We start from the raw sequence: 13,269 nt of genomic DNA, 5'->3' as shown, positions 1-13,269 counted from the left end.
CACAGGGCCGACGGGATGACCGTCGGCCCTGCTTGTTTTCACGCTGTCCAAAGCCCCAGTTGGGCTGCGGCTTGCTTGGCTCAGTTGGCCTTGCTGTTGTAACGCAGGGTCAGCTGGTACTCGCGGCCCGGCTGGTTGTACCAGGCAACGGTTTCGTACTCGCGGTCGAACACATTGGCGGCCTTGGCCTGCAGGCTCCATGCATCGTTGATGGCGTATTCAACGCGCACGTCCATGGTGCCGTAGCCGGCCAGGCGAACGGTGTTGGCGGCGTTGTCGAAGCGGTGGCCGCTGCCTGCAGCGGTGACGCCAAGACGCAGCGGGCCGAAGCTCTTGTCCACGTCGATGCGGCCGCTGGTGCGCGCGCGGCGTGCCAGCAGGTTGTCGTAGCTGGCGGCACCGGAGGTGTGGTCGCGCGGGTCGGTGAAGCTGGCCTGGGCGTTGATGTCGAAACCAGCCAGCGAAACAAAGCCGGTCAGCTCGGCGCCACGGATGCGCGCTTCGGCAACGTTGACCAGGTCGAAGTTGCTGTCGTAGCCGATCAGCTGGTCAACGCGGGTTTCGTAGGCGTTGAAGGTCCAGTTCCAGTTGTCGGCGTACTGCGCGATGCCCAGGTTCAGGCTCTTGGATTCTTCCGGCTTCAGGTTCGGGTTGCTGAAGCCCGGGTAGTACAGATCATTGAAGGTCGGCGCCTTGAAGCCGGTGCCGGCGCTGGCGGTCAGACGCAGGCCATTGCCGAAGGCAAAGCCATAACCCAGGCTACCGGTGGTGTGGTTGCCGAACTGCTCGTTGTCGTCATTGCGCACGCTGGCCTGCAGCGTATGCGCGCCGAACTGGCCCTGGTACTCGGCAAACACGCCCAGGTTGTCGCGCTGGTCGATATCAAATGCGGTTGAGCTGGTGACTTCGTCATTCTGCCAATCGGCACCGGCAGTGATCTGCTGGCCTTCGGCAAAGCTGAAGTCGCCCTGCACGCTGGCGGTGTCGCGGCGGGTGTCGAAGGCGCTGGCGAAGCTGCGGGTGCCGGCATCGGCATCGGCGAAGTAGTTGTCCGCTTCGTCGCGGTTGCGGCCAACCTGGGCAGTCAGGCGGAAGGCATCCGAGGCGGTCCAGGCGAGCTTGGCGCCGATTACCTGTTGGCGGTTGTCGGCTTCGTTGCCGCCGAAGATGCTGCCGTCGTATTCGTTGAAGCTGTCGGCGTTGAGCACATGGCCTTCCAGGCTCAGCGTGTCGGTCAGGGCGTAGCCGCCGCGCACGTTGATCGAGGTATTGCGGTAGCCATCGCGGTCCGGCTCATCGGCGAAGCAGCCAGCGCCCCAGCCAGCGGCAGTGCCACGGCAGGCGTTGATGCCGTCGGTCTCCTGGTAGCCACCCTGTGCCGAGATCCAGCCACGCTCGCCACGGTTGCTGAAGCCGGCGCTGACCTGGCGCAGGTTGTTGCTGCCGGCGGTGATGGCCAGGTTCTGCTGCAGGCCCTTGCCGGCGTTGCGGGTGAAGATCTGGATCACGCCACCAATGGCCTCGGAGCCGTACAGGCTCGAACGCGGGCCGCGCACGATTTCCACCCGCTCAATCTGGTCAACCGGCAGATCCTGCAGTGCGGCCATGCCATTGGTGGCAGAGGCCACGCGCACGCCGTCCACCAGCACCAGCACCTGGTTGGAGTTGCTGCCACGCAGGAACAGCGAGGTGATCTTGCCGGTACCGCCCTGGTTGGCGAAATCCAGGCCAGCGCGGCCGCGCAGCAGGTCCTGCAGCGAGTTGGCCTGGCTGTGGTCGATCTGTGCACGGTCGATGACCTGCACCGGCACCACGCTGTTCTCGATGGAGATGGGGGTACGGGTGGCGGTAACGGTGACGTCGTCCAGCTCGGTCGGTGCGTTCTGCGCAGCGGCGACGCCCGGCAATGCCAGGGCAAGGGCGAGGGACAGGGTGTGGTAAGACAGTTTCATGGAAGCTCCTGGGCCTGCACGCTCCCGCGCAGGCGGATGGGGAAGGCTGCCAGAGGAGGGAGAAGACGGAGGCGGCGCACACGGCGCTACAGCCGCCGCCATGCCCTCCGCATCGCAACCAGTCGGCTTTCGGGCCGGTCTCCGGACTCGCAGGCGAAGCAGCCTTGCTGCTTCCGTCCAGACGCCTTCCCGTGCCGTGCACAGTGGCGCCATGTCTGGACTTGTCCTGCTTACCGTTGCGGGGGCAGCGCCGGAATGGCGACGTGCTGGAGATCCAGCAGTGCGCGGCACCGGCTTCCCGTTTCAACCGGCCGGCAATGCCGGACGGTCACCCGAAAGTGCGCGCATTCTATGCCATTGCCGCCAGCGCTGCCGGAATGGGGCGTTCATGCCGTTGTGGCACCAAGCCTCCATGAGCCAACGTAGCCCGGGTACGCGCAGCGCACCCGGGAGTGCAGGTTGCGGCGGTTTGCAACAACGTTGCACACCGATCCCCCGGGTGCGCCGCGCTTACCGGGGCTGCGTTCCATGCGTGCCTGTAGCGCCAGCCGCCAACACCAATCGGCGGTAATGCACGGCGAATGGCTAGAATGCGTGCTGCAAACGCAGTATCGGAAGTGTCGTGACAGAAACATGGTACGGGCAGGCCTGCGGGCAGCCTTCGCAGGAATACCGGCAGCGCGCCCTGGCCCGCCAGCGCCAGCTGACCAAACCCGAAGGTGCGCTGGGCCGGCTGGAAGCCTTGGCGGTTGAACTGGCCGCGCTGCAGGGCGTGGATCAGCCGGTGGCGCAGCAGGTACCGGTGGTGGTGTTCGCTGGCGATCACGGCGTCACCGCGCAGGGCGTATCGGCCTATCCGGCGGAAGTGACGGTGCAGATGCTGCACAACTTTGCCGGCGGTGGTGCTGCCATCGCCGTGCTGGCGCGTGAGCTGGGCCTGCCATTGCACGTATGGGATGTGGGCAGCCGCGCCACCTCGGCCATTGCCGGTGTGGTCAGTGCCAAGACGCGTCATGGCACGGATGATTTCAGTACCGGCCCGGCGATGTCCGCCGCCGATCTGGACGCTGCATTGGACGCTGGCCGCCGGGCAGTGGAAACCGCCTGTGCCGATGGTGCCGACCTGCTGGTGTTCGGCGAGATGGGCATCGGCAATACCACCGCTGCCAGCGCCTTGGCTGCCGCACTTGGGCCGTTGCCGCTGGACGAGCTGGTAGGCGCCGGTACCGGCCTGGATGCGGTGCGCATGGTGCAGAAGAAGAACCTGATCGCCCGCGCGCTGAGCTTGCATGGGGAGGCGATCACTGCCGCGCAATCGCCGGGGCTGGAGGCATTGCAGCGTGTGGGTGGACTGGAGATCGCTGCGATCAGCGCGGCGATGATTGCCGCCGCGCAACGCCGGATTCCGGTGCTGGTGGATGGTTTCATCGTGTCTGCCGCTGCATTGGCGGCGGTGCGCATCAACCCGGGCCTGCGGCCGTGGCTGCTGTTCTCGCATCAATCGGCCGAGCGCGGTCATATCCGCCTGCTTGAGGCGCTGCAGGCACAGCCGCTGCTGTCGTTGGACCTGCGGCTTGGTGAAGGCTCGGGCGCTGCCCTGGCATTGCCGCTGGTGCGCATGGCCTGCGCCCTGCAAAACAGCATGGCGACGTTTGCCGAAGCGGCCGTGGCCGATCGCGGTGGCAGCGCATGATTCTTGATCTGCTGCGGCATGCCTCCACCGGGCGCGCCGGACATCTGGACGGGCGTACCGATCCACCTCTGATCGACGGCGCGATGGATGCGTTGTACCGCTGCCATGCCGGTATCGGCTGGAGCCGGGTGATCAGCTCACCGCGCCGGCGCGCGCTGGATACCGCGCATGCGCTGGTGGCCGGCAGCAATCAGTTCTGCGAGATCCACCCGGATTGGGCCGAGCTCGATTTCGGCGATTGGGACGGCCTGCATTTCGATGAACTTCCTACCGAGCAGTTGGCCGGTTTCTACAGCGAACCGCATGATGTGGTGCCGCCCAATGGCGAATCCTGGCAGCAGTTCCAGGCGCGTGTGGAAGAACAACTGCACCGCCTGGTGGACGAAGATGACGGCGATGGCCAGCCGGTATTGGTGGTCAGCCACGCCGGCGTGTTGCGGCTGGTGGTGTCGCGCGTTTGTGGCATGGCGTTGTCGTCGTTGTGGGCGATGCGCATTGATTACGGTACCCGCGTGCGCCTGCGCGTGGAGCGTGGCGAAGACGGCCTGCTGTGGGGCGAACTGCTGGAGTTGCGACAGCCATGAGCGTGCGCCGCCTGATCCTTGCAATCCAGTTCCTGACCCGGCTGCCGACACCGCAGGTGCGCGATTTCCGCCAGGAAGATCTGAGCAGGTCGGCGGTGTATTACCCCTTGGTGGGCGCCATCATCGGCGTGTTGCTGGCGCTGCCGCTGTATGGGTTGGCTGACCGGCCGTGGTTGGCCGGTGCCTTGACCCTGTTGATGTGGGTTTGGGTGACCGGCGCCTTGCATCTGGATGGGCTGGGCGATGTGGCCGATGCCTTCGGTGCGGCGCATCGCAACCCGCAGCGCTTCCTTGAGGTGCTCAAGGACCCGCATATGGGCGTGTTCGGCGTGGTCACGCTGATCATGCAGCTGCTGCTCAAGTTCGTACTGCTGACCGAGCTGGCGGTAAGCCCTTTGTGGTTCGGGATCGTGCTGGTGCCGGCCTGGGCGCGCTGGGGCACCTTGTGGTGGAGCCAACGGATACCGTCGCTGCATGGCGATGGTCTGGGCGAGCGCTTTTCCTGGCAGCTGCAGCCTGCGGCGATGTGGTTGTGGGCGCTGTTGTTGGCGGCCATCAGCGTGTTTTTCGCCTGGTCTTTGCTGCTGGCGCTGTTGCTGGTGCCGCTGGTGGCGCTGTGGTGGAAGCGCAAGCTCGGAGGCATCTCCGGCGATGGCCTGGGCGCCAGCGTCGAGGTCGCTGAAACGCTGTTGTTGCTGGCCCTGGTGATAGCAGCCGATGTTGTAGGAGCGGCATAAGCCGCGAAGCCACAGTTGCTGCCGGCATCACTTATGGCGAACTACCCGCAGCAACTACCGTGCGCTCTGAGGGATGGCCAGCTTCGCGGCTGACGCCGCTCCTACAAAAGAACAGCCGGTAGTTGTGGGAGCGGCATAAGCCGCGAAACCAAAGTTTCTGCCGGCGTCACCTATGGCGAACAACCCGCAGCAACTACTGTGCGCTCTGAGGGATGATCAGCTTCGCTGCTGACGCCGCTCCCACAAAAGAACACCCGATAGTTGTGGGAGCGGTGTAAGCCGCGAAGCCACAGTTGCTGCCGGCGTCACCTATGGCCAACTACCCGCAGCAACTACTGTGCGCTCTGATGGATGGCCAGCTTCGCGGCTGACGCCGCTCCCACAAACGCTTGTGGGGCTTCACTCTTCGAAGCGGATCTCGCCGGTTTCTTCTTCGTCGGCTTCGGGCTGCATATGTGTTTCTAGCACCGGCCCGGCCAGTTGCCCCGCGCGTGCGGTCGGCAATCCGGCAACGGCGATCTCGTATTCGGCGACCAACTGCTGGCGGCGTGCTTCAGGTATTTCCTGCCAATGGCAGCCAAGCAGTGCGCCTTCCAGCGAATACAGCAGGTTGAGGCTGGGCTTGAAGCCGGCGCGGCGAACCTTCATGAACGCCGCAACCGGGCCGATCGCACTCAGATCCTGCTCGCTGCGCAGACCGACCTGACGCAGCCAGGCTGCACTCTTGGGGCCGATATTGCGCAGCTTGGGCGCGCTCATTGCAGCGCCTCGACAAACACCTGGGCGATGGCTTCCAGGCCGAGCTGATCATCGGCGTCGAAGCGCGCGATCACCGGGCTGTCGATATCCAGCACGCCGATCAGTTGGCCGTTGTGCACCAGTGGTACCACCAGTTCAGAACGCGAGGCCGAGTCGCAGGCGATGTGCCCCGGGAAGGCATCCACATCCTCGATGCGCAGGGTCTGGCGGCTGCTGGCGGCAGCACCGCACACGCCCTTGGACAGGGGAATGCGCACGCAGGCCGGCAAGCCCTGGAATGGGCCGACCACCAGTTCCTTGCCGTCGTAGAAATAGAACCCAGCCCAGTTGAGCTGCGGCAGTGCGTGGTAGATCAATGCCGACAGATTGGCGGCATTGGCGATGCGGTCGGCTTCGCCGTAAACCAGTGCGCGGGCCTGGGCCAGCAGCTGGGCGTACTGTTCCGGCTTGCTGCCGGTAAGCGTGTCGGTACTGAACATCGTGAGAGTCTAGCCGCTGCGTGACCCGCGATTTTGCCAGCCGCTGCCGGCAAACGCAGCCATCGCCGATGGAATGCTGGATCGCAGGCAAAAAAAGACCCGGCAGCGGGAGGGAGCTACCGGGTCCGGGATTGCGCGGGGGAGGGGCCGCGCAAATGCTGTTGTAGGGGTATCAGCGGGTTTTGCCGGCCGCCTTGGCAGGCTTCGCGGCGAACGGCTGGCGCACCAGTGCGCCCAGTGCTTCGCTGGTTTTCAGGCTGAGCCCGAGCACTTCCTGGTTGGCGCTGGCCAGCCGTTCCATGCTGTCGCGCGCCAACTGCAGGCCCTTGGGCAGCAGCGCCTGCAGATCCGCCTGCGCGCCGGCTTGGGAAAGTTCGCCGAAAAAGCCGGCTGCCGCGCTGCTGTTGCGCTCGAACGCACGCAGCTGCACGCCAAACACGCTTTCAGCGTTTTCCAGCGCGAGCCGGTTGGCGCGGTTGGCGGCAGCGGCAAACTGCTGGGTGTAGCTGCTGAAATCGTTGGGCTGTGCGGACATCGGTGCAATCCAGCTGGGCGTGTTGCGTTGCAGCATAGCGCGGATTTTGCGCGGCGCAACATTAACCCGTGAATGATTCAGTATCGACCTCCTGTAGAGCCGAGCCATGCTCGGCTAGGGCCTTACCGGTAAAGCAGATTCTGTAGAGCCGAGCCATGCTCGGCTGGAGCTTTACCGGGAAAGCAGATTCTGTAGAGCCGAGCCATGCTCGGCTGGGGCCTTACCGGTAAAGCCTCTGCCGAGCATGGCTCGGCACTACCGTTTTTGCTCCCTCCCTTTGCCGCAGGCAAGGGGAGGGCTGGGGAGGGGTTGGCTTTTGGGCCTTTCAAGCATTACCAGCTTCGCGGCTTACGCCGCTCCTACAAAACCGCAGTGCGTCGGTAAGGCCTTTGCCGAGCATGGCTCGGCACTACTGCCTGCGTCAGGCAGCTTTGTCGCCCTTGTAGCTGCAGCCGGAAGTGCAGGTCTCGTGCACCACCACTTCGCTGAGCAGCGGCAGCGCGGGCTTCAGCTTTTCCCAGATCCACATTGCCAGGCGTTCGCTGGTGGGGTTTTCCAGGCCGGGGATGTCGTTGAGGTAGTTGTGGTCAAGCTGGTCGTACAAGGGCTGGAAGGCCGCCTTGAGTTCGCTGAAATCCATGATCCAGCCGGTCTCTGGGCCGGGCTCGCCGCTGACCCGCAGCTCGACGCGGAACGAGTGACCGTGCAGGCGCGAGCATTTGTGGCCTACCGGGACGTTGGGCAGCCGGTGTGCGGCCTCCAGGGTGAAAACCTTGAAAATATCCATGGGCACAATTGTAGGGCGGCGCCGCCGTTGCGCGTATCCACCCGTGATGCCAGTCATATTTTCATATCCATCAAGATGGAGCGATGTAACGGTTGGTTATGTGCGAATGCAACAAAGTGATTGGCCGGACATTTGCGTGTCATGAGGTACTGACCGGGTTGTCATTCACCTCCTCCGGATTCCATGCCTACTCGTTCCCTGCTCGCCTTCGCGGTGGCCGCCGCTGTCGCTGCTCCCTCCCTCGCCCTGGCTGAAACGGCTGCCGATGGCAGCAAGACCCTCGATGCGGTGCGTGTCACCGGTTCCAACATCAAGCGTACCGATACCGAAACCGCCAACCCGGTGCAGGTGATTGAACGCCAGCAGCTGGAGCAGACCGGCAAGGCCAGTGTGGCTGACCTGCTGCGTTCGATCTCCGCCAATACCGGCAATGCCAGCAACGAAACCAGTAACAGTGGCTGGGCTTCCGGTTCGGCCGGCATCGGCCTGCGCGGCTTGTCGCAGAAGAACACGCTGGTGCTGCTCAACGGCCGCCGCCTGGCCAACTACGGTTTCCCGGCTGGCGGCCTGTTGGACACCTTCGTTGATCTCAACGCATTGCCGCTGGTCGCCGTTGAACGTATTGAAGTGCTCAAGGATGGCGCCTCGGCCGTATATGGCTCTGACGCGGTGGCGGGCGTGGTCAACATCATCACCCGGCAGAATTTCGAAGGTGCCGAAGTCGGCGTCAGCGGCGGTACCTCCGATGCCGGCGGGCTGGACCAGCAGAACCTCAAGTTCGTCGGCGGCATCGGTGATCTGCAGAACGATGGCTACAACATCCTGGTGTCGCTGGAAGGCTATAACCGCGACCGGCTGGACCAGGACCAGCGCGAGCTGACCCGTTCGGGCATCTACACCGACAAGGCGGGCGGGCGCTGGAACGGCTGGTCCGCCAAGGGCGCACGCTACCTGATCAGCGGCAAGTCGGTTCCGATGCTCGATGCCGCCGGCAATTGCCCGGAAGGCACGGTGCTCACCGCCAGCGCGCCGATCGATGGCCTGGCCGGCGACACGTGCGCTTTCAACCAGGCGCCGTACACCACGCTGATCCCTTCCACCAAGCGCTGGCAGGCCTACGTCAACGGCACGCTGCGCATCAATGACTCGGTGGAAGCCTTCGCCGATGTGATCTACAGCGATATCAAGGGTGTGTCCTGGTTCGGTTCCAGCCCGTTTTTCACCCTGGAAAGCGGGCGCTTCGCGCTCAACGCCGACACCGGCCTGGCCGAGCCGGTGCGCTCGACCCTGCCGGCCTCCAATCCGTACAACCCGTATGGCGTGGACGTACCGATCGAGTACACCTTCTTCAACCTGGGCGGCACCATCAAGACCAACCGTTCGCGCTCCTATCGCGGCGTGCTTGGCCTGCGCGGGCAGGGTGAGAAGTGGGACTGGGAACTGGGCGCGTTCCAGGCCGCCAGCAAGCAGAGGGAAACCGTCTCCGGTGGCTTTGCCAACCGCTGGTCGCTATATGACGCCTTGGCCACGGGCAGTTACAACCTGCTCAATCCGTCGGCCACCGATCCTTCGGTGCTGGCGGCCATCGGCCTGAGCACCTTGCGTCCGGCTGACTCGGTGCTCAAGGGCGTGGACGCCAAGGTCTCCGGCACGTTGGGCGAGACCTGGGCCGGCCAGATCGGGTTTGCCGCCGGTGCCGAGTGGCGGCAGGAGAAGCTCGACTCCGACAACCCATGGCAGATCGATGCCGGCCTGCAGGTGCGCCCGGCCATTGCCGAAGTGCACGGCCAGCGCCAGGTAAGCGCGGCCTATGCCGAAGTAAGCGTGCCGCTGCACAGCACGCTGGAGTTGCAGGCCGCCGCGCGCGCTGATCACTACAGTGATTTCGGCAATGCCTTCTCGCCCAAGCTGGGCCTGCGCTGGCAGCCGCTGGACTGGTTGCTGGTACGTGCTGCGGCCTCGCGCGGTTTCCGTGCGCCGTCGTTGTCGGAGAACTCGGCATCCACCAGCATCGCCTACGGTTCGGTGGTGGATCCGCATGACCCTGACGTGGCCGGTTCGCGACAGAATCCAACCTTCTTCACCGTCGGCAACACCGGGCTCGACCCGGAGCGCACCCGCAGTTTCAACGCAGGCTTCGTGCTGTCGCCGTGGCAGAACACCAACCTCAGCGTGGACTACTACCGCATCAAGCTGGACAACCTGATCGGCAGCGGCAATACCACCACGCTGGTGGAGGAGAACGATCCAGCCAATGTGTTGCGTGACTCGCGCGGCAAGCTGTTGGCGGTCTACAACCGCTACCAGAACCTGAGCGAGCTGGAGACGTCGGGCATCGATGTGGAGCTGCGCCAGCGTTGGCAGACGGCGGCTGCGGGTGATTTCGGTTTGTCCTCGGCGTTGACCTACGTGATCGACTACAAGCGCCCGCAGGTGATTGGGGGCCCGCTGGTGGATTACGCCGGCTCCAACCTCGGCCCCTCGCTGCCCGACACCAAGGCCACCACCACGCTGGACTGGGCGCTGGGTGATTGGCGCACCGCACTGACCTGGTATTACACCAGCAGCTACGACCAGCAAGGCAGCGCTGCCGCCAAGGCGGTGCAGAAGCAGGTGGCCAGCTACAGCCAGTTCGACCTCTACCTGGGTTACACCGGCATCGAGAAACTGACCGTCTACGCCAAGGTGCAGAACATCGGTGACCGCCAGCCGCCGTATGACGCCACCTTCCCGGGTGTGCGCGCGCCTTACGACTTCAGCCAATACGACCTGCGTGGCCGCTATTACACGCTGGGCTTTGATTACCGGTTTTGATTGAAAGCCCCTCTCCTGCGCGCGCGGGAGGGCAGCTTTGTAGAGCCGAGCCATGCTCGGCTGAGGCTTTACCGGGAATGCCTCTGCCGAGCATGGCTCGGCACTACATGCATCGATTTTTCCGAAATTTCGCAACAAGGTTCATGCAATAGGGGAGTGCAACATCCATGTCGTTCCGCTTTTCACGCCTGCTGCCAGTGCTGTTGCTGGCAACGCTCATCAGTCTGTCGCCGGCCTACGCCCAGAACAGCTACTACTTCCCCGCCGCGCAGCAGTTCGACGCAAAGGTGCCATCACCGCAGCAATTCCTTGGCTACGAGATCGGCAGCCACTACACACGTCACGACCAGTTGGTTGCCTACTTCAACGAACTGGCGCGGGTTTCGGACAAGGTCAAGGTCGAGGTGATCGGCCAGAGTTATGAGCAGCGGCCGCTGCTGTTGGTGACCATTGCCTCGTCGCGCAACCATGCGCGCAGTGCCGAGATCGCCGCGCAGCGGCAGGCATTGATCGATCCCGCACAGCCGCTACCGGACGCCGATGCACCGGCGGTTGCCTGGCTGGGTTACAGCGTGCACGGCAACGAAACTTCCAGCGGTGAGGCAGCAATGCTGACCGCCTATTACCTGGCCGCCAACCAGGATGCGGAAACCGCGCGCTGGCTGGATCATGCCGTGGTGGTGATTGATCCGGCGCAGAACCCGGATGGCCGCGACCGCGCTGCAAACTGGCACAACGCCTGGGGCTCGCAGCCGCCATCGGCCGACCCTGCAGACAAGGAGCACGTGGAGCCTTTCCCCAGCGGCCGCGTCAACCACTACTTCACCGATCTCAATCGCGATTGGTTGGCGTTGTCCCAGACCGACAGCTGGCCCAAGGTTGCCGCGTTCCATCGCTGGTATCCGAACATCCAGATCGACTTCCACGAGATGGGCAAGGACAGCACGTATTACTTCGAGCCCTCGCCGAAGAGCATGGAGAGCCCTTTGCTGCCCAAATCCTCCTACGAGGCCAACAAGTGGCTGGCACGCTTCCACGCACAGGCGCTGGATGCGCTGGGTTCGCTGTATTACACCGGCGAGAATTTCGATAATTTCTCGCCGATCTACGGCTCGACCTATCCAGATTTTCATGGTGCGGTAGGTGTGACCGTGGAGCAGGCCAGCTCGCGTGGTCTGGTGCAGGAGTCGGTCAATGGTCCGCTGCATTTCAACTTCACCATCCGCAACCAGGTGGCGACCGGCCTGGCCAGCGTGCGCGGAGTGGTTGAGGACAGGGATCGCCTGTTTGCCCTGCAGAAAGAGTTCTTCCGCAGCGCGCTGAAGCAGGCAGCCGCCTATCCGGTGCATGACTGGGTGTTCGGTGATACCGCCGATGCGACGCTGACCCGCAAACTGCTGGCGGTGCTGTTGCAGCATCGTATCGAAGTGCATGCCTTGGCCCGTGATGTCGAGGTCGATGGCAAGCGCTTCGTGGCCGGTTCGGCCTATGTGGTGCCGGCGCGGCAGCCGCAGTTTCGCCTGGCCCATGCCATTTTCGAGTTCACTCCGGCGGTGAAGGGTGATGTGTTCTACAGCGGCACCTCGTATGCGGTGGCACCAGCGTATGGCCTGCGTTACGCGGGCAGCCGCGGTGCATTGCCGGGTGGCGCGCGGGTGGAAGAGGTGCCCACGCAGCAAGGCGGTATCAATGGTGGCCGGGCGGGTTTTGCCTATGTCGCCGATGCACGTGATTTTGGCAGCTACCGTTTGTTGGGTGCATTGCTGGGCGACGAGGTGCGCGTGCGCACTGCGCACCAGCCGTTCACTGCCGCTACCGCGACGGGCGATGTTGCGTTCGGGCAGGGAGCGGTGGTGATTCCAGTGGCGGGGCAGCGCCTGGATGGCGAGGCGCTGCAGGCCAAGGTGTTGGCCGCTGCGCAGGCGGCAGGTATCACCGTACATGCGCTGGCCAGCGGCCGCACTGCCAGCGGCATCGATCTGGGCAGTGACAGTGTGCGCGTGCTGCGCAAGCCGAGCATCGCGCTGGTAATGGGCGAGGGCGTATCCGCCACCGAGATCGGCTCGACCTGGTTTGCGCTGGATACGGCGCTCGGCCTGCCTTCGAGCAAGATCGACCCGGTGCAGCTGGGTAGTGCGGATCTGTCGCGCTACACCTCGATCGTGCTGTCCGGTGGCACCTACACCACGGTCAGCGATGCCGGTGTGGCGGCGCTCAAGCGCTGGATTGCGGCGGGTGGTTCGCTGGTGGTCTATGGCAGCGGCGCGCGCTGGGCCATCGACAAGGGGCTGGCGGAGGCCAAGCTGCGCGATGGTGACAAGAAGGAAGATGCCGAGCGTCTGGATTTCGGTACGGTGCGGGATGTGTTCGCGCTGGGCCGGGTCAGCGGCAATATCCTGAGTGCCGATATCGATCCAACCCATCCGCTGGGCTTTGGTGTGCAGCAGCGCCGCATCTGGGTCAACAAGGAAGGCGGGCAGGTGTTTGAGCCGGCGAAGAATGCCTTCCTCAATGTGGTGAATATCGATCGCGAGCCGGTGGTGAATGGCTATCTGTCCGATGCCAACCGTGCGCGTGTTGCCGGGTCGAGTTATCTGCAGGTGGTGCCGACCGGTAGCGGCAACGTGGTGCTGTTTGCCGATGACCCTGCGCACCGCAAATACTGGTATGGCACGGAGCGTTTGCTGCTCAATGCCTTGTTGCAGGCGAATTATCTGAGCACGCCGCGCCAGCGCGGGGAGTAGGATTTAGTCCCTCTCCCGTTTACGGGAGAAGGGAATCGAGGCAGGGCCAAGCATCATCTGTAGTGCCGAGCCATGCTCGGCAGGGGCTTTACCGCAAAGCCAAAGCTCCCCCTCATCCGCCCCTGCGGGGCACCTTCTCCCGCAAGCGGGAGAAGGGACAAGCTCAAAGCCAAAGCTCAAAGCCA

The 13,269-nt window shown here is 64.1% G+C and carries 10 protein-coding genes and 1 riboswitch; of the genes, 5 read left to right on the top strand and 5 right to left on the bottom strand.

The window, feature by feature from the left end:
* Positions 1-80: 80 nt before the first annotated feature.
* On the bottom strand, positions 81-1,952 hold the full coding sequence (btuB, locus tag ACVOKO_RS07310; RefSeq protein ID WP_346498275.1) for a TonB-dependent vitamin B12 receptor: 1,872 nt from the start codon (positions 1,950-1,952) through the stop codon (positions 81-83).
* A 115-nt stretch (positions 1,953-2,067) separates the two neighbouring features.
* Positions 2,068-2,303: riboswitch (cobalamin riboswitch) on the bottom strand.
* A gap of 271 nt (positions 2,304-2,574) precedes the next feature.
* Between btuB and cobT the strand changes: the two genes are divergently transcribed.
* The 3 genes from cobT to cobS are packed head-to-tail and all read left to right on the top strand — an operon-like array spanning position 2,575 to position 4,966.
* On the top strand, positions 2,575-3,645 hold the full coding sequence (gene cobT, locus ACVOKO_RS07305; protein WP_346498274.1) for a nicotinate-nucleotide--dimethylbenzimidazole phosphoribosyltransferase: 1,071 nt from the start codon (positions 2,575-2,577) through the stop codon (positions 3,643-3,645).
* Positions 3,642-4,229, top strand: a complete 588-nt coding sequence (locus tag ACVOKO_RS07300) for a histidine phosphatase family protein (protein WP_346498273.1) — start codon at positions 3,642-3,644, stop codon at positions 4,227-4,229. The genes cobT and ACVOKO_RS07300 overlap by 4 nt, the downstream gene beginning before the upstream one ends.
* Positions 4,226-4,966 carry an adenosylcobinamide-GDP ribazoletransferase gene (cobS, locus tag ACVOKO_RS07295; protein ID WP_346498272.1) on the top strand — a complete coding sequence of 247 codons (741 nt, stop codon included), beginning with the start codon at positions 4,226-4,228 and terminating at the stop codon, positions 4,964-4,966. Before ACVOKO_RS07300 ends, cobS begins: the two co-directional genes overlap by 4 nt.
* Before the next feature lie 399 nt (positions 4,967-5,365).
* On the opposite strand, the gene ACVOKO_RS07290 is transcribed toward cobS, so the two are convergent.
* The 4 genes from ACVOKO_RS07290 to queD form a co-directional block, all read right to left on the bottom strand.
* On the bottom strand, positions 5,366-5,725 hold the full coding sequence (locus ACVOKO_RS07290; RefSeq protein ID WP_346498271.1) for a TfoX/Sxy family protein: 360 nt from the start codon (positions 5,723-5,725) through the stop codon (positions 5,366-5,368).
* Positions 5,722-6,204: a GAF domain-containing protein gene (locus ACVOKO_RS07285; protein WP_346498270.1), complete on the bottom strand. Its 483-nt coding sequence runs from the start codon at positions 6,202-6,204 to the stop codon at positions 5,722-5,724. Before ACVOKO_RS07285 ends, ACVOKO_RS07290 begins: the two co-directional genes overlap by 4 nt.
* A gap of 172 nt (positions 6,205-6,376) precedes the next feature.
* On the bottom strand, positions 6,377-6,739 hold the full coding sequence (locus ACVOKO_RS07280) for a phasin family protein (RefSeq protein ID WP_346498269.1): 363 nt from the start codon (positions 6,737-6,739) through the stop codon (positions 6,377-6,379).
* Positions 6,740-7,160: 421 nt separating this feature from the next.
* Positions 7,161-7,526: a 6-carboxytetrahydropterin synthase QueD gene (queD, locus tag ACVOKO_RS07275; RefSeq protein ID WP_057627955.1), complete on the bottom strand. Its 366-nt coding sequence runs from the start codon at positions 7,524-7,526 to the stop codon at positions 7,161-7,163.
* Positions 7,527-7,709: 183 nt separating this feature from the next.
* Here queD and ACVOKO_RS07270 point away from each other — a divergent pair, with 183 nt between their 5' ends.
* On the top strand, positions 7,710-10,340 hold the full coding sequence (locus ACVOKO_RS07270) for a TonB-dependent receptor plug domain-containing protein (protein ID WP_346498268.1): 2,631 nt from the start codon (positions 7,710-7,712) through the stop codon (positions 10,338-10,340).
* Positions 10,341-10,507: 167 nt separating this feature from the next.
* Positions 10,508-13,084, top strand: a complete 2,577-nt coding sequence (locus ACVOKO_RS07265) for a M14 family zinc carboxypeptidase (protein WP_346498267.1) — start codon at positions 10,508-10,510, stop codon at positions 13,082-13,084.
* Positions 13,085-13,269 lie beyond the last annotated feature (185 nt).

It is taken from the genome of Stenotrophomonas sp. STEN240 (assembly GCF_056756175.1).
Note: the sequence above shows the minus strand (reverse complement) of the source record. Positions and strands in the feature narration are given on the sequence as shown.